Here is a 17,470-nt window from a genome sequence, read left to right as displayed (position 1 = left end):
ACGTTGCCCGTAGTGTGGAGTACATCTGATGCCACATCTGTTAGAAATGCGGCACATCACCAAAACCTTTGGTGATGTTAAAGCCGTCGACGATATTTCCCTGACGCTCGACGCGGGGCAGGTACTCTCCCTGTGCGGGGAGAACGGCTCCGGCAAGTCGACGCTGATGAAGGTGCTGTGCGGCATTTACCCGCACGGCCAGTATCAGGGGGATATCGTGTTTTCCGGCGATTTGATTGCCGCCAAGACCATTCGCGACACTGAACAAAAGGGCATTGCCATCATTCACCAGGAACTGGCGCTGGTGAAGGAGATGACGGTGCTGGAAAACATTTTCCTCGGCTCTGAGCGCTGCCGCTTCGGCGTGATGGACTACGACGCCATGTTTCTGCGCTGCCAGCGCCTGCTGGGGCAGGTGAAGCTTAACGTCAGCCCGAACGCCAAAGTGGGCGAGCTGGGGCTGGGACAGCAGCAGCTGGTAGAGATCGCTAAGGCGCTGAACAAGCAGGTGCGGCTGCTGGTGTTGGACGAGCCGACCGCCTCGCTGACCGAGAGCGAAACGGACATCCTGCTCGACATTATCCGCGACCTGCAAAGCCACGGCATCGCCTGCATCTACATTTCCCACAAGCTGAACGAAGTGAAGGCCATCTCCGACTGGATTTGCGTGATCCGCGACGGTAAGCACATCGGCACGCGTTCGGCTACCGAGATGAGCGAAGACGACATTATCGCCATGATGGTGGGGCGCGAGCTGAAGGAACTGTATCCGCAGTCCGAGCACGCCATCGGCGAAGAGGTGCTGCGGGTGGAAAACCTGACCGCCTGGCACCCGATCAATACCCACATCAAGCGGGTCAACGACGTCTCCTTTGCCCTGCATAAAGGGGAAATCCTCGGCATCGCCGGGCTGGTGGGCGCGGGCAGAACCGAAACCGTGCAGTGCCTGTTCGGCGCCTATCGCGGCCGCTGGCAGGGGGAGATTTTTATCAACGGCGAGCCGGTGAAAATCCGCCGCTGTCAGGACGCCATCGCCCACGGCATCGCCATGGTGCCGGAAGACCGCAAAAAAGACGGCATCGTGCCGATTATGGGCGTCGGCGCTAACATCACGCTGGCGGCGCTGGACGACTTCAGCGGCCCGCTCGGGGTGCTTAACGACGCCAAAGAGCAGGCGACCATCAATGAATCCATCGCGCGCCTTAAGGTGAAAACCTCGTCGGTGGAGCTGGCGATAGCCCGCCTGAGCGGCGGCAACCAGCAGAAGGCGATCCTCGCCAAGTGCCTGCTGCTCAATCCGAAAATTCTGATCCTCGACGAGCCGACGCGGGGCATCGACATCGGCGCCAAGTATGAAATCTACAAGCTGATTAACCAGCTGGTGGAGCAGGGCATCGCGCTTATCGTCATTTCGTCCGAACTGCCGGAAGTGCTGGGCTTAAGCGATCGGGTGCTGGTGATGCACGAAGGGCGCATCAAGGCCGACCTGCAAAACCGGGGATTGACGCAAGAACAGATTATGGAAGCAGCACTCAGGAGTGAACACCATGGTAAATAACGTAGTGACCGATACGCCGAAGGCCGCCGCCGCGCGCCCTAAGCGCGTCAACCTGCAGGTTTTCGTGATGCTGGCGGCCATCGTCGTGATTGTCCTGTTTTTCAGCGTCGCGACAGACGGCGCCTACATCAGCCCGCGCAATATCTCCAACCTGCTGCGCCAGACGGCGATCACCGGCATTCTGGCGGTCGGGATGGTGTTTGTTATTATTTCGGCGGAGATCGACCTTTCCGTCGGCTCGATGATGGGGCTTTTGGGCGGCGCGGCGGCGATTTTTGACGTCTGGCTCGGCTGGCCTTTGCCGCTGACCATCGTCGTGACGCTGGCGGCCGGGCTGCTGCTGGGCGCGTGGAACGGCTGGTGGGTGGCCTACCGCAAGGTGCCGTCGTTTATCGTCACCCTCGCGGGGATGCTGGCGTTTCGCGGCATTCTGGTGGGTATCACCAACGGTACCACCGTATCGCCGACCAGCGCGGCAATGTCGCAGATTGGTCAGAGCTACCTGCCGAACGGCATCGGCTTTGGCATAGGCATCGCGGTGATGACGCTGTTCATTATCTGGCAGTGGCGCCAGCGGGCTCATCGCGTCGCGCTGGGGCTGCCGGTGGCTGGGGCGGTGAACGACGTAGGCCGCCAGAGCCTGATGGCCGTTATTCTGCTCGGTGCGATTTGGCTGTTGAACGACTACCGCGGCGTACCGACGCCAGTGCTTATCCTCGCCGCGCTGATGATGGTCGGCATCTTTATGGCAACCCGCACCGCCTTCGGTCGCCGAATTTACGCCATTGGCGGCAATATCGACGCGGCAAGGCTGTCGGGCATCAACGTTGAGCGCACTAAGCTGGCGGTGTTCGCTATCAACGGCCTGATGGTAGCCATCGCCGGGCTGATTTTAAGCTCCCGCCTGGGCGCAGGCTCGCCGTCGGCGGGCAACATCGCCGAGCTGGACGCCATCGCCGCCTGCGTGATCGGCGGCACCAGCCTCTCCGGCGGCGTCGGCAGCGTGGCGGGCGCGGTGATGGGGCATTCATCATGGCCTCGCTGGACAACGGCATGAGCATGCTCGACGTGCCGACCTTCTGGCAGTACATCGTCAAGGGCTCGATCCTGCTGCTGGCGGTGTGGATGGATTCGGCGACCAAGAAGCGGGCCTGATAGGTTATTCCTGCCCTAGGCAGTTCGCCCCGCACGTTTTTTTCGATCTGCGCCGCAGGGTGGAATCGGAGAGCGTGCGGGGTTTTAATCTATACGGCACACTGGCTTTGTTTAGCCAAGAGGAAGGAGAATCAGCATGTTGCAAAACAACGTCGAGGTTAATGTCATCTCTGATGCTGAGCGTGCCGAAGGGATGACGCGTGAGGCGCTTAAGCAGGCAGATAGCGGTCAGGTTATCTCACATGGGGAGGTTTTGGCGTGGGTGGAGAGTTTGAGAAAACCGAGCGTTAAAGAGTCCTAATCGGTTTCGGTGGATATTCCGACCGAAAATGCAGCATGCGTATATCGCCATTGTGCTCGGTCGGAAGTGCGCCTGTATTTGGCCTGGGAGAGCGACGGGCCTACCGTTCCTACGGGCAGTTATGAAGCCCTTCGGGCTTCACCCTAAAGGGCCAGCGCTTGCGCCAAGTCGACCCCCACGGAACGCTCTCCCGTCGGTTAACTTATGTTGTGTCATTCCTTAATTGTGGTGCTTGGGTAAATGTGAGCTATCTTATTGAAGTAACATTGCATTTTAGTACTATGCAAGTAACTCTATAACAGTCCGTCAGGATTAACGCCCTATGTTTGAAAAACGCTTTCGCATTACGCTGCTGTTTAACGCCAACAAGGTCTACGATCGCCAGGTGATTGAGGGCGTTGGCGAGTATTTGCAGGCATCTCAGTGCGACTGGGATATTTTCATTGATGAAGACTTCCGCTGTCGGATAGACAGCGTCAAGGCGTGGCTGGGCGACGGCGTGATAGCGGACTTTGACGATCCGGCTATCGAACAGGCGCTCAGCGGGGCGGACATTCCCGTCGTCGGCGTTGGCGGCTCCTATCACCGCGATGAGGACTACCCCAAGGCGCACTATATCGCCACCGATAACCACGCGCTGGTCAAGCTGGCGTTTGAACACCTGAAGGAGAAGGGGCTTAACCACTTCGCCTTTTACGGCCTTCCCCATGATGACACTCACCGCTGGGCGCAGGAGCGTGAGCACGCGTTTCGCCAGCTGGCGGCGGAGGGCAACTACCGCAGCTCGGTCTATCAGGGCATGGAGACCGCGCCGGAGAACTGGAAGCACGCCCAGAATCGCCTTTCCGACTGGCTGCAAAACCTGCCGGCCCACACCGGCATTATCGCCGTGACCGACGCCCGCGCTCGTCACCTGTTACAGGTGTGCGAGCATTTAGGCATCGCAGTGCCGGAAAAGCTGTGCGTGATTGGCATCGACAACGAAGAGCTGACGCGCTACCTGTCCCGCGTGGCGCTGTCCTCCGTGGCGCAGGGCTCGCGGCAGATGGGCTATCAGGCCGCCAAGCTGCTGCATCGCCTGCTGGGCGGGCAGGGCACACTTCCCGTCCAGCGCGTTCTGGTGCCGCCGATGAAGGTGGTGGAGCGCCGCTCGACGGACTACCGTTCGCTGCACGATCCGGCGGTGATCCAGGCGATGCACTTTATCCGCAACCACGCCTGCAAGGGCATCAAGGTCGAGCAGGTGCTGGACGAAGTCGGCCTCTCCCGCTCCAATCTGGAGAAGCGCTGCCGCGACGAAACCGGCAGCACCATCCATAACCTTATCCATCAGGAAAAGCTCAACCGCGCCTGCGAGTTTCTGGCGGCCAGCACGCTGTCGATTAACGAGATTTCGCAGATGTGCGGCTACCCGTCGCTACAGTATTTCTACTCGGTGTTTAAGAAGGCGCACGGCATTACGCCGAAGGAGTATCGGGATAGGTATGGGGAGCTGGTTTATTAAGTTTATTTATTTGTGAGATATGCCGCGAAGGTATTAAATGGGACTAACATCTTAGAGATTGTATGTAATAAATTGATTCTTCCAATATATCGACTGCTGTTGTGCGGAAAGCGATAAGAAGGGAAGAAAATGCCACCACCACTAAAAATACTTGAACGAATTGAAGATGCTATTCATGCTCATGATGGCAACTCTGAATTGGTGATTGGTTTAGTCGGTGCTGTGGGTACCGATATGGATAATATAAAGAGTGCAATTCAGGATAGACTAAAGGCATTTCAATATACTACAGAAGAAATAAGGATATCGTCAGATATAATCTCAGTTGTTAGAAATATACCTGAAAGCCATAGTGTCTATGAAAATATAAGTCATCTAATGACGGAGGGGAATAATATCAGAAGGATCTGTGAAGATAATGCGATATTAGCACGTTTTGTTGCCGCTAGAATAAATCAAAAAAGAAATAAATACGAATCTCAAGAAGGGATTGTATCGAAACCCTCATTTAGAAAAGCGTATATAGTGAATTCATTAAAACACCCCGATGAAGTGAAAATGCTTAGGGATATTTATACAAATGGGTTTTATCTTATAGGTATATATGCTGATGAAAGCAGAAGGTTGGACTATCTCACTAATAATAAGCTTATAGAATATGAGAACGCAAAGAAATTAATCGAACGAGATTCTGAAGAGAAAGACGAGTGGGGGCAGCATACTCGCGATACTTATGAGCTTTCAGATTTCTTTATAAACTATAAGGGAAGTGTCGATAAGATAAATCAGGACTTGTGGAGAATTCTGGACCTTATGTTCGGAAATCCCTATATAACGCCCACGTTTGATGAGTATGCAATGTTTATGGCATTTTCCGCGTCATTGCGATCTGCCGATCTTTCTCGCCAAGTTGGCGCTGTGCTGACTAAGAATAGGAATATCGTTTCTACAGGCGCTAATGATGTTCCGGCCTTTGGCGGTGGTTTATATTGGCCTGAGTATACGGATAGTGGGATTAAGGATCGTGATAATGGAAGAGATTATAAGTTAGGCCATGACTCAAATGTTAAGGAAAGAAACGCGATTATTGATGATATTTTATTAGGCATCCCGGAAGAACAGCAAGTATCTGTTATGGAAGTGCTCAAGGGAAGCAAACTGAAATATATTACAGAATATGGAAGGGTTGTACATGCTGAAATGGAGGCAATATTAGCATGTGCAAGGAGTAATATAAGTACTAATGATGGTGTTTTATATTGCACGACATTTCCATGCCATAACTGTGCTAAACATATAATCGCAAGCGGAATAAGGCGAGTTATCTATATAGAGCCATATCCTAAGAGTAAAGCGTTTGAATTTCATCCCGATTCTATATCTATACCTGGCGCTAGTGATAAAGATAATAGCGTAATATTTGAGCCGTTTGTAGGCGTTGGGCCAAGATGCTTTTTTAATCTATTTTCTATCAGATTAGGTATAGGTTATAAAGTTAAGCGAAAAGATAAAGAGGGTAATATATTAAATTGGTCAAGAAAAAATGGAAAGTTAAGAGTGCAGATGCTACCATCATCCTATATTGATAGGGAGTCTTTTTCAGCGGGTATTGTAGCTAAGCTGACGGAGAAATTGTAAAATGAATGATAGAGAAGAATTTTTAGCCTATCTTAAACAGGTTAGTGAGATGGTTGAAAAATGGCCTGCGTGGAAAAAAAGTGGATTAAATGCGCCTGCTACAGTAGCAAGGCCTGTGCAAAACCTGCACAAAGTTGGGCTAAGGTATCCTTGCTATGGATATGCTGCTCAACCAAGTGGCGTAAAATAGATCCTGCCAGACAATAAGGTAGATATGGTTTCTACCTTATTGCTAAAAAATTGATGACTTATCGTTACTGTCTTAGTCCCCACCAGATTTCAAATTCGAATTATTTACTTTATCTTCCCTCTCAGGTTTTCTAATGATTTTTTAGAAAATCATTCAGTTACGTTAAGCGTGGGTGTGATAAGGGTTCAAGTTGTGTGACTACGACTGCGGGCGTGTAGGTACAATGAATGTATTTTACAGCATTGTTATTGAGCGCTACGCACTGGCGTAAATCTATGTAGGGCTACCATCTTGAGCGTTTAACGGTATAATCAAAGGGCTTTACCCCTCTCCGTACGGCGTTTTTTCGCGCCAGCGCCTCTGAGCCAACGGAAAGTCATCGTCCCCGGTGGGGCGGCTGGACTTCAAATCCAGATGGGGCCGCCAGCGGTCCTTGGCAGGTTCGACTCCTGTGGCTTTCCGCCAAAGGTTAATATTTTCTTCTCCAGATTGCTCTGTTGTTTTAAAGAAATATGTGACAAATGGGTAGTTATTATATTTTTTAAATTATCTTATTAATTGATATTGGATCATTAATTATTCGTTGGATGAGTTTTTAATGGCTGCCTTGTAACCTGGTTTATTTTCTATTAGAATACATTTGGTTGTGTCTGATAAATTAGAATTTCTTGAATTATTAAATCTAGTAATGTTCTCCATAATGTATTTTTGAACATTTTTGTATGTTTTTTCGGGGCATATTAATGCAATTGCATTGTTCTGAAAAATAGCATAGCCTTCAACCCAAATAAAATTTTTCTCTAGTATTGAATTATCAAAATTTTCTTCAATCCACCCAGTCGGATAATTTTCTTTTAATACCTTATATAATTGCTTTGTATTGTTGTTAAACCCTGAGTAGGTTATTATATTATAGTTTAATTTAGTAAATATACCCGGTGTGGCCGCGATGATAAAGTAAAATATAAATAATAATCCAAGAGAAATTGCTTTTATTGACTGACGTGAATATATATTTCTTTGATTTATTATATAATTCAAAGTGAAAATGGGAATGTATGAAATCATAGCATATATAAGTAATATTAACAATCGGATTGGAATTGTTTGGTATGATGAAACTATATTGGAATTTATAGTGAGTAAGGTAATTAATATAGGGATGTTTATTACCGCGCCTTGTAATAATATTTTTAGGAATATCACAATGTTATTGTGATAAAAAATATAAATAAAATAGCAAAAATAGAATGATGCTAAAAAAGTAATTAACCCTAATATGATATTTCCATCATTTATAGAACCTAAGACTACAAGTATAAAACTAATAATAGTCCCATTAATAATTATTTCTTTATCTCGTAAATTATTTTTATTTATTAGATAAAGCATAAAGAAAAATACCGCGGGTAGTATGATTATAAATAGACATGCAGTAATTACTATACTCATGGATGCAAAAATAGAAAATAATGCGGACGGGCTAGAAATTGCTGATGGCAATAGAGGTAATTGTTCAATTGTTTTCAGATAAAACCATAGATTAATAAACCCAATAGATATAAAAAGCATACTAATTGGTGCTATATGTTTAATGAAGGATTTTAATAGATTAAAAATTGAGAGATTTTTTTCCTTATGAGCTAAGACAATTCTTTTCATAAACATTTCCTTTTGCTTATTTAACCGTTTCCATCAATTGACAATAGATGAGTTACCCCTTCGGCTCAATTCTTTTTCTACGTAGTTCTTCCCTTGCCAAATTCTTAAACCAATTCGCTAAACTAACCCCTTCTTCCGCAGCAGCTGCATCCAACTGCTCACGCAAAGCCGGATCTATTCGCATTTTGAACTGTGGTGATTGCCCGCCGCCTTTTGGCTTTTTATCTCGGGATATAATTGACAAGTGGCTACCTATTATATAAAGTCATTCCGATAGGTGGCTACTTTATCACGTCGTCACCTAAAGAAACAACGCCCCGGCGTGCTGCAACACAACCGGAGCGTCTAACCACATCAACTATCACGGAGCTGATCATGGCTAACCCCCATTCTACCCCAAAATCCCCCATTTCCCGAACCGAACGTCGCTACCACGTAAGATATCGCCCGTTAGGCTATCGAGGCGACGTTCCGATGCTGACGGTTTCCGGCCTTTGGCTGAAAGAGATAGGGTTCGACATCGGTAAAGGATTTACCGTCAAGGTCTCGGACGGCTGTCTGGTACTGCTGGCCGATACCGATCGCGAAGCAGAATTACACGCCAAGCTTGAGCAGGTTCAGTGCGCAGTGAACAGCGTAAAAACGGCCATCGCGGTTTGACGTAAAGCGGGGCTGATAGGCAGTCTTCGTTAGCCCCGTTTAAACAGATAAATGCGAGAAGCCTTCCTAATTTTTAAATCCCTTTATAAAGAAGGCGAGCCTGAACAAAATACAACCTGTAAGCCTTACTTACAGGTTCGGTAATCGCGAAGCGGCGCTAAGCCTCGCCTTGAGCCGGTTGGATAATTCAGTTGTTCGGTAAAACCGAACAACTGTCAGTGGAGAAAAAAGCTATCGGGGTCAATATTTCAGTTTGTTGTTTGTTCTGATTTCGAATTAGGGCTTCTACGTTAACCGCCATACTTCGTTACCAACGTAACTCTGAAGTGGGTAAAAAATAAATCCGTTCAACTTGATCGTTTAAATCGTAGTGCATCTGCATTGTTATCGGAATATGGAAACCTTCCACAGTGAATTTGTCAGTCCAGCCATACTGTTTCTTCAGAATAGTTTTTGGTGGAACATTACCATCAGGGGGGCCGAATGTGTCATGGACCCATGAGCGGGACATATTAGTTTTTAATGGTGACGGTAGCTCGTTAGGAAATACCCAATTTTTAACTTTTTCATATATGATTATTAATTCAATTCCTTGTAAAACTCTTCCTTCACGTTTAAAAGATAAAAATACGCCTTCTTTCTTCATGTCTATACTTAGGTTAGGAGAGCCTGAAAATCCTTTCGGCTCCGTTTGATAAGGTATCAGCCTTGCCTCCATAATTTCATGATAACTTTTACCTAGACTACGTATTAAGGCTTCCACATTAACGGTCATTTGTATAATCCTTGTTCTGAATTTAGTTTATGCATTTTGGCTCTGGCGCTTTCAATTTGCTGTTTTGTTATTCCATGTTCTAATAGTGCTGATTTTATTGCATCAAGATTGCGATCAAGAGCAGCCCGTAAATCGCGAGAATCCCTATCTATTACATATGGCTGATTTCGTCCACCAAATGTTTCACTAATCCTTTGATGGATTTCTTTCGGTATGATGATCGAGGCTACATTTGATACAGCTTCGGATATTTGCCTTGGTGACGTTTCAGGATTGAGTCGTATTAAATATGCTTCAACAGCAGCACTTGAAGGCATATGATCCGCATGGTACTTTCCCTCTCTTGATCGTCCATCAAAATTGCCATACAAATCCACCTCCAACAGCTCCACCGGTGGCTTACTCAGATAAATATATATCGGCTCAAACGCCCCATCTGGATGAACCAGAATATAGTCCCTGAAATTCTTCTCATCCGGCATCGGTAAGGTTTCGGTGTAGCCACCGGTTTCCGTCGGTTCCGGTATGATGAGGATCGTTGGCGGCGGGACAAAAACCTCGCTATTACCGGTATCCTTTGGCAGTTCAAAATCTGGGCTACCTGGCGTCCAGAGTAGAGAAGGGCCTTTGGCTCCGTCTTCCCAGAATTCATACCCACCAGTTCCTAGATTCTTAGTCATTGACCGAACCGGTACCTGATCGGAAATAGAGCCATTGCCAGTATGGTATCCCTTCACTTCAGGCTTGCCCGTGATGCCGTTTGTTACCCACTGAAAGCGCAGTCGGGTCGTGGCCGTTCCCCTCTGTGTGGCTATTTCTGCTAGCCGCGAGTTATCAATAAAATCCTGTTCGTCGCTGTTGAGCTTTTCTGAATAAAAAGTGCCAAATAGGCCTACAGTCCACGGGCTGGGTGTCATCCATCGTCCGGAAATCATACGCGTAGCCGCACCGCCGACTGTGCGGAATGCGGTAGTACCCAAGCTTTCCGTTGCAGCGGCTCCTACCTTCGCGACGGCGGCGCCTGCGGCGATTTGGTAAAATCCCACCTTGCCAAAATTACTGACGGACTCAGTATCGCTTCCCGCATCGGTACAGCCGCTTCCCCTAAGGCAGGATTTGGCAAAGACGGGAATAACCCCCATGGTTTCAGAAGAATTGAGAGAATTAGCCATTGGTGAAGAGGGTGATGCAGCGTCAGCTTGTGGTTCTTCAGCCGAAAAAGAATGGGATGCTGAAGAAGAAGCTCTAGAGCTACCGCGGGTATCGTCCGCAAAAAGTCGGCTGTTGGCAGCGATAATACGGTTACTTTTTGCTGGGCAGCCGCAGGCGATAATGTAACCGTCCAGAGCCGCGGGCTTTCCGTGAATAATGAACGAGGGTAGACCTTCAATGATAGTACCGACCTTACCACATTTGGGACAGGTGGCTTTGTCTCCCATACAGGCTACGGGTCTACATCACCGATAAAATATGGCTGACCGGTAATAATCGTGCCTCCCGTCGTCGTTCTGTCACCAACAACGGCTATGCGCTTCGTTGCCATAGTTCATCCTTGTCATTTGGTATCTAACATCATATTTCACACATGAGAAACAATTTCATAATTAAATAATATTATTTTTAATAAAATAAATTCAATTGGAAATTATTTATAATTTGATAAGTAATAGTGAGGGGCATTTTTGCTTACAGCAGGTAATTTTTAGCAGATTGCGGATCCAGACTTTCTTTTCATCCAAGCAGGGTTGCTGAGAATGGTCGATATGAAATTGCTGTTGCCAGTGATAAGACAGAATATGAATACAGATGGCGCCCCTGTTCTATGGGAAATAGCCGCTTGATAGCGCACAAAAAACGCCCTACTATCCCAAACATGCTTTCTCCATCAGAGCAAAAAGTTAAACAAAGCGCTTCCCTTTTGTTGTAAAACGCGGTTAAATTTAAAATCATTTTTTATGCATAAAAATGCATTTATTGATTAAGTAAAAAAACTACCAATTTTGCCATCAGGACATCAAGCAGGGTTCTCTCTTATGACAACGATTCTCAAGCATCTTCCCGTAGGTCAACGTATCGGTATTGCCTTCTCCGGCGGTTTGGACACCAGCGCCGCGCTGCTGTGGATGCGCAAGAAAGGGGCGGTTCCCTACGCCTACACGGCGAATCTGGGCCAGCCGGATGAAGACGACTACGAGGAAATCCCTCGCCGCGCGATGGAATACGGCGCGGAAAACGCCCGCCTGATCGACTGCCGCAAGCAGCTGGTGGCGGAAGGCATTGCCGCCATCCAGTGCGGCGCGTTCCATAACACCACCGGCGGCCTGACCTACTTCAACACCACCCCGCTGGGGCGTGCGGTCACCGGCACCATGCTGGTCAGCGCCATGAAGGAAGACGGCGTCCACATCTGGGGCGACGGCAGCACCTATAAGGGCAACGACATCGAGCGCTTCTACCGCTACGGCCTGCTGACCAACGCCGAGCTGAAAATCTACAAGCCGTGGCTGGACACCGACTTTATCGACGAGCTGGGCGGGCGTCAGGAGATGTCCGAGTTTATGACCGCCTGCGGCTTCGGCTACAAAATGTCCGCCGAGAAGGCCTACTCCACCGATTCCAACATGCTTGGCGCGACCCACGAAGCCAAAGATCTGGAGTTCCTCAACTCCAGCGTCAAGATCGTCAACCCGATCATGGGCGTGAAGTTTTGGGATGAAAGCGTCAAGATCGCCGCCGAAGAAGTCACCGTTCGCTTCGAACAGGGCCATCCGGTAGCGCTGAACGGCAAAACCTTTAGCGACGACGTCGAGATGATGCTGGAAGCCAACCGCATCGGCGGTCGCCACGGCCTGGGCATGAGCGACCAGATTGAAAACCGCATCATCGAAGCGAAAAGCCGCGGCATCTACGAAGCCCCGGGAATGGCGCTACTGCACATCGCCTACGAGCGCCTGCTGACCGGCATCCACAACGAAGACACCATCGAACAGTACCACGCGCACGGTCGCCAACTGGGCCGCCTGCTGTATCAAGGACGCTGGTTCGATTCCCAAGCGCTGATGCTGCGCGACGCCCTACAGCGCTGGGTCGCCAGCGCCATTACCGGCGAAGTCACGCTGGAGCTGCGCCGCGGCAACGACTACTCAATCCTCAACACCGTCTCCGACAACCTGACCTACAGCCCAGAGCGGCTGACGATGGAAAAGGGCGACTCGGTGTTCTCGCCGGACGACCGCATCGGTCAACTGACCATGCGCAATCTGGATATCACTGATACGCGCGCCAAGCTGTTCGGCTACACCCAGGTTGGCCTGCTGTCCTCATCTTCTGCCATCGGCCTGCCGCAGGTCGAGAATCTGGAAAACAAGGCGGAATAATCCCTCTATATGCCAAAGGCCGCCGTCAGGCGGCCTTAAATTATTAGTCGTTATCTGAAATTGTTAACGGGGTCAAACGGAGGGAGAGCGCTACTCGCTTCGCTCGCCCTGCGGGCCAACACTACGTATTGTTCAACGCCTAAAGGCGTTGTCCGTTGGGGTCGACTTGGCGATAGCCAACGACAAACCGGCTTTGCCGGTTTGAACAGCGCTTGCGCTGGCCCTTTAGGGTGAAGCCCGAAGGGCTTCATAACTGCCCGTAGGAAGGCTAGGCCCGCCGCACTCCAATACTAATACAGGCGCCCTCCCGGCCGAGCACAACGGTGATATAAGTGGGTTGTACTTTCGGCCGAAATATCCTCGGAAGCCAATTTAATGAGGCTTTAGATGCCTAAATGGAGGCCACCGGTATTTCATCCACCACCTAAAAGTCACCCTCTCATTTATGTTAACCCCATCACATTTCCCCCCACTAACCGCCCCCCACCCATGGGAAACTCACATTCTCATTTTTCTTAAAAAGCAATTGGCCGAGAATTTCGACTATTCATGCAGCAATAGGCGCGATGGGTCTATACCCTAACTAACGGCGCTTATTCACCAAAACGGGAGTCCCTCATGCGCGGTAGCCTTAGTTCAGTCTTCGATTCAGAGCTGTATTCTTCCCTGTTCACGCAGCCGGAAATGAAGCAGATCTGGTCTGATGAAAACCTGATCCGCTGCTGGCTGTCGTTTGAAACGACGATTGCCCGCGTGCAGGCGGAATTGAACATTATTCCTATGCAGGCAGCGGACGAGATCGCCGACACCTGTAACGCGCTGGAAATTGACTGGCCTCGGCTGGCCGCCGACACCCGGTCAGTCGGCATGGCGATTAAGCCGCTGGTCGATCAAATCACCGATGCCGGCACGCCGCTGGTGAAAAGGTATCTGCACTGGGGATGCACCACGCAGGACCTGCTGGACACCGCGCTGGCCATGCGGGTGAAACAGTCCCTTATCCTGCTGCGCAGCCAGCTGGTGGCGCTCGGCGAGAGTTTGAGAACTATGGCGCTGGCGCATAAAGCGACGGTGATGGTCGCCAGAACCAACTCGATGGATGCGTCCGCCACCACCTGGGGGCTACAGGTCAGCAGCTATCTGGGAGAAGTCGCCCGCCACATTCAACGCCTCGACGCGCTCTATCCCTCCGCTATCACCGGCCTGTTCGGCGGCGCGGTGGGCAACCTGTCGTCTGTCGGGCAGCACGGCATGGAGACGCGCAGAAACCTGATGCAGGCTCTGGGGCTTTCTACCCCCGTCGGCATGATGAACGCCAGTCAGGACAACGTCGTGCAGGTGGTTCAGTTCTTCGCGCTGGTGCACGGCACGCTGTGCCGGATGGCTAACGACGTGGAAAACATGGGGCGCGCTTCTGTGGCTGAAGTCAGAGAAGGCGAGGGCGGCGGCGGCTCCAGCACTATGCCGCACAAGACCAACCCCCGCGCCAGCAATATGATCCAGACCCTGTCCCGCATGGGCTGGATGTACGCGTCCGGCTCTGCCAACCTGCTCGATCAGCAGGACGTGCGGGCTGCCTCTATGCGCGTACTCAACTGGACCGTGCTGCCGGAAGCGGCGCTGGCGCTGTCCGCCAGCCTCGACCGCGCCTGCCGTCTGGTGGAGCATTTGGTGGTCGACAGGCAGAGAATGAGAGACAACTTTAGCGCGTCGAAAAACTTCATTATGTCCGAATCCGTATCGATGGCGCTGGCCGACAAAATCGGTCGGGACGAAGGCTACCACATCATGAAGGCACTGCTGAAAGGCGCAGACGGCTCGCAGGACTTACAGCAGCTGGCGCTTGGCTGTGAGCGCATTCGCGAAACGCTGACGGAAGAAGAGATTATCGCCGCCTGCGATCCCTCGTCCTACCTCGGCTGTAACGACGCGCTGATTGATGAAACCGTCGCGTTTTTCGACTCGATTGATAAAACGCTGAAGGCGTAGCGGAAACGGTCAGAACCAAGCCCCGTAAGAACGATCTCTCGGGCTTAATTTTTTGAAGCTTGCCTATTTTGGCAGCGGCGAAAACGTCTCGAAGAAGACAAACAGCTCTTCAAGCTGGTCAAAGTTCCCTTCGCCTTCACCCTGTTCATAGGCTAGATGCAGCACCAGCTCAACGAAGAAGAAGCCGATAATTCGGCTTTTAAACACCGACTGCGCGTCGCTCGGCAGAACAAACTGCAAGTCGCAGAATTTGCCGTAAGGATTGGACTCAGAGTTGGTCACGAGCACGACGACGGCGCCTTTTTTGCGAAACCACTCGGTAACTCGGATCACCACGCGGTTAAACCGATAATACGAAAAGGCGATCAGTACGTCTCGGTTTGAGATATTCAGTAAGGATTTCGGTAAATCGCCGGCGTCTATGGAAAGCAGCGTCACCTTATCTCTGAAGTATTTAATCAGCGTGGTGAAATGCTCGGCCATAGCGTGGGAAGACGCAGGGCCGATCACATAGATGCGCCGCTCAGTGTCCAAAATCAGCTGAATAAACTCGTCGAGGCTTTCAATATCGATATTGTCTTTGAAGCTTTCAAACAGGGTGGACACGTTTTTATTAAATTCGGCGACGATCTCTGAGGTAGAGGCCGTGGGCTTTTCCTGCGCGCGGGAGGCCAGCTCGAACGGCGGCACCAGCTTCTGCTGCGCCAGCGTGTCTTCCAGCGCGCGCCGAAAGGCAGCATAGCCGGTAAAACCGAGCTTGTTTAGAAAGCGCCCAACGGTGGCTTTACTGACGGCGGCATTGCGGGCGAGGTCTACAATGCCGTGAAAGGGCAGTTCGCTAAAGTGCTTTCGAATATAGTCGTCCAGCCGATATTCGGACTCGGTCAGCGAATTCAGCGCTGCCGTTTGTGAAATATAGTCTTTTAACGTCAGCGGAACGCTATGTTTCATTGATGGCAGCCCCTCGGTATTTACGCCAGCTCAGTTCACCAGCACGGTTCATAATAAGCGTTTCGTGAAAAAATAGCTTGTTCACCCTTTTTAAAAGGCGCATCGAGACCGTTTTTACACACGGGTCGAACCCATTATGAACTGCGATCCTGCGCACAGTTTATTGTGAGAAAAAAACTTTCTCATTCAGGCTGTGGTTGGCAGCTCCTACTATTACTTCGTAAAAATCGACGTCAAAAATTTAAAAGCGCATCTTTCCATCCGGAAAAATAAAGAGAAGGACACACCACATGGCTGCATTTATCATCGCAATAGTGATTACCGTTATTGCTGCTTGGCTAATTATCAAAAATTACCAGCCGCAGACAGTGTTACTGCTGGCGGGGATTGCGCTGCTGACGATCACTGTGATTTTTTATCCTGAAAACAGCATTCTCTACGGTAAAGCGAAGACAACAGGGTCAGTCTGGCTGGATATCTTTGCCTTTGCCAAAAATTCGCTGTCAACGCAGATTGCGGGCATTGGCCTGATCATTATGGCGGCGGGCGGCTTTGCCAGCTATATGGATCACATCAAGGCCTCCAGCGCGATGGTTAACGTGTGTATTCGTCCCTTACAGATTATCAAAGCGCCGTACCTGATCCTGGCGCTGGGCTATATCTGCGCTCAACTGCTGCACGTGGCGATTTCCAGCGCGGCCGGGCTGGCGATGCTTTTGCTGGTGACCTTCTTCCCTGTACTGGTACGCCTGGGCGTGAGTAAAGCCGCTGCCGCCGCGATGATCGGCCTGTGTGCGTTTATGGATCTCGGCCCGGCGGTCGGAACCGCCAACCTGGCGGCTAAGCACGCGGGTATGGAAACGGCGGTCTACTTTGCCCACTACCAGATGCCGGTGGCGGTGGCGGTGATGCTGGTGGTCTCCGTGCTGATTTTCTTTACGGCGAAGTACTACGATAAAAAAGAGGGGCACGTTGTTGTGGTGCAAAGCGCCGTGGACGTTAGCGCGCCCGAGGAAGATCGCGCGCCGACGCTCTATGCGCTGCTGCCTATTTTCCCGGTTGTGCTGGTGCTGGTCTTCAGCCCGCTGGTGATTGACAGCATTAAGATTGACGTTGTGACCGCCATGATTATCGGCACGCTGACGGCCTTTATCTGCGAGCTGATTGTGAAGCGCGACTTCCTCGCCTGCTGTAAAGGCGTCCAGGTGTTCTTTAAGGGCATGGGCGGCATGTTTACCAGTATTGTTTCTTTACTGGTGTGTGCGGATATCTATGCGCAGGGGATGCAGAAGATCGGCGCTATCGACTACCTGCTGGTCTCAGTCCAAAACGCCGGATTTGGCTTTACCAGCATGACGATTGTCATGACGCTGCTGGTAGGCGTGACGGCGGTGCTAACCGGGTCTGGCGTGGCGGCCTTTTTCTCCTTCGCGGGGATGGCGCCGGCTATTGCGACCAAGTTTGGCGCCAGCGCGGTCAGTATGATCCTGCCGATGCAGCTGATGGCGGGAATGGGGCGCTCTATTTCGCCGGTGGCGGGCATTATCATTGCGGTCAGCAAAGCCGGTGAATGCTCGCCGTTCGCCATCGTAAAACGCACGCTTATTCCCGCTCTGGGAGGTATCGTGACGATGTTTGTAGTGAACTTTCTGGTGTTCTGACGCTAAAGGCTTTCTGACGCCATCAACGCGCCGCCCGGTGAACGTGAAG

The 17,470-nt window shown here is 50.5% G+C and carries 14 protein-coding genes, 1 tRNA gene and 1 pseudogene; 11 read left to right on the top strand and 5 right to left on the bottom strand.

From position 1 onward, the window contains the following. Positions 1-28 precede the first annotated feature (28 nt). From DQM29_RS16495 to DQM29_RS18245, 7 genes and pseudogenes are all read left to right on the top strand, one after another. Positions 29-1,558 carry a xylose ABC transporter ATP-binding protein gene (locus DQM29_RS16495; RefSeq protein WP_111741684.1) on the top strand — a complete coding sequence of 510 codons (1,530 nt, stop codon included), beginning with the start codon at positions 29-31 and terminating at the stop codon, positions 1,556-1,558. Further along, positions 1,548-2,713 (top strand): annotated as a pseudogene (xylH, locus tag DQM29_RS16490) (xylose ABC transporter permease XylH). The gene DQM29_RS16495 and the pseudogene xylH overlap by 11 nt, the downstream one beginning before the upstream one ends. 136 nt (positions 2,714-2,849) lie before the next feature. Beyond that, positions 2,850-3,014, top strand: coding sequence for a hypothetical protein (locus DQM29_RS18250; RefSeq protein WP_170126564.1), 165 nt, complete (start codon positions 2,850-2,852; stop codon positions 3,012-3,014). Between the two features lie 322 nt (positions 3,015-3,336). Further along, the gene (gene xylR / locus DQM29_RS16485) at positions 3,337-4,518 is read left to right on the top strand and encodes a D-xylose utilization transcriptional activator XylR (protein WP_111741683.1); all 1,182 of its coding nucleotides are present in this window, start codon (positions 3,337-3,339) and stop codon (positions 4,516-4,518) included. A gap of 129 nt (positions 4,519-4,647) precedes the next feature. Then, entirely contained in the window at positions 4,648-6,156 is a 1,509-nt protein-coding gene (locus DQM29_RS16480; protein WP_111741682.1) for an anti-phage dCTP deaminase, read from the top strand. Between the two features lies 1 nt (position 6,157). After that, on the top strand, positions 6,158-6,346 hold the full coding sequence (locus tag DQM29_RS16475; RefSeq protein WP_111741681.1) for a hypothetical protein: 189 nt from the start codon (positions 6,158-6,160) through the stop codon (positions 6,344-6,346). Between the two features lie 370 nt (positions 6,347-6,716). Continuing rightward, a tRNA-Sec gene (locus DQM29_RS18245) sits at positions 6,717-6,811 on the top strand. Positions 6,812-6,922: 111 nt separating this feature from the next. Here DQM29_RS18245 and DQM29_RS16470 read toward each other — a convergent pair. Then, the gene (locus DQM29_RS16470; RefSeq protein ID WP_111741680.1) at positions 6,923-8,008 is read right to left on the bottom strand and encodes a hypothetical protein; all 1,086 of its coding nucleotides are present in this window, start codon (positions 8,006-8,008) and stop codon (positions 6,923-6,925) included. 52 nt (positions 8,009-8,060) lie between these two features. Next, a complete protein-coding gene (locus DQM29_RS16465) occupies positions 8,061-8,252 on the bottom strand; it encodes a toxin-antitoxin system HicB family antitoxin (protein WP_111741679.1) in 192 nt (63 codons plus the stop codon). Between the two features lie 131 nt (positions 8,253-8,383). Between DQM29_RS16465 and DQM29_RS16460 the strand changes: the two genes are divergently transcribed. Further along, positions 8,384-8,668: a SymE family type I addiction module toxin gene (locus tag DQM29_RS16460; protein WP_111741678.1), complete on the top strand. Its 285-nt coding sequence runs from the start codon at positions 8,384-8,386 to the stop codon at positions 8,666-8,668. A gap of 307 nt (positions 8,669-8,975) precedes the next feature. Here DQM29_RS16460 and DQM29_RS16455 read toward each other — a convergent pair whose 3' ends face one another. Together DQM29_RS16455 and DQM29_RS16450 are read right to left on the bottom strand one after the other, a co-directional pair. After that, the gene (locus DQM29_RS16455) at positions 8,976-9,443 is read right to left on the bottom strand and encodes a DUF6392 family protein (RefSeq protein ID WP_111741677.1); all 468 of its coding nucleotides are present in this window, start codon (positions 9,441-9,443) and stop codon (positions 8,976-8,978) included. Next, the gene (locus DQM29_RS16450; protein ID WP_111741676.1) at positions 9,440-10,882 is read right to left on the bottom strand and encodes an S-type pyocin domain-containing protein; all 1,443 of its coding nucleotides are present in this window, start codon (positions 10,880-10,882) and stop codon (positions 9,440-9,442) included. The genes DQM29_RS16455 and DQM29_RS16450 overlap by 4 nt, the downstream gene beginning before the upstream one ends. A gap of 594 nt (positions 10,883-11,476) precedes the next feature. Here DQM29_RS16450 and argG point away from each other — a divergent pair. Then, positions 11,477-12,820 carry an argininosuccinate synthase gene (gene argG, locus DQM29_RS16445; protein WP_111741675.1) on the top strand — a complete coding sequence of 448 codons (1,344 nt, stop codon included), beginning with the start codon at positions 11,477-11,479 and terminating at the stop codon, positions 12,818-12,820. 618 nt (positions 12,821-13,438) lie between these two features. Then, positions 13,439-14,809, top strand: coding sequence for a class-II fumarase/aspartase family protein (locus DQM29_RS16440; protein WP_111741674.1), 1,371 nt, complete (start codon positions 13,439-13,441; stop codon positions 14,807-14,809). Positions 14,810-14,872: 63 nt separating this feature from the next. On the opposite strand, the gene DQM29_RS16435 is transcribed toward DQM29_RS16440, so the two are convergent. Further along, the gene (locus tag DQM29_RS16435; RefSeq protein WP_111741673.1) at positions 14,873-15,760 is read right to left on the bottom strand and encodes a MurR/RpiR family transcriptional regulator; all 888 of its coding nucleotides are present in this window, start codon (positions 15,758-15,760) and stop codon (positions 14,873-14,875) included. 290 nt (positions 15,761-16,050) lie between these two features. Here DQM29_RS16435 and dcuC point away from each other — a divergent pair, with 290 nt between their 5' ends. Next, complete coding sequence (gene dcuC, locus DQM29_RS16430) at positions 16,051-17,421, top strand: C4-dicarboxylate transporter DcuC (RefSeq protein WP_111741672.1); 1,371 nt, start codon at positions 16,051-16,053, stop codon at positions 17,419-17,421. Positions 17,422-17,470 lie beyond the last annotated feature (49 nt).

Origin of the sequence: Leminorella richardii, from assembly GCF_900478135.1 — a bacterium.
GTDB classification, from domain to species: Bacteria; Pseudomonadota; Gammaproteobacteria; order Enterobacterales; family Enterobacteriaceae; genus Leminorella; species Leminorella richardii.
The sequence above is the reverse complement of the archived record's forward strand: the minus strand, read 5'-3'. Positions and strand labels throughout refer to the sequence as shown.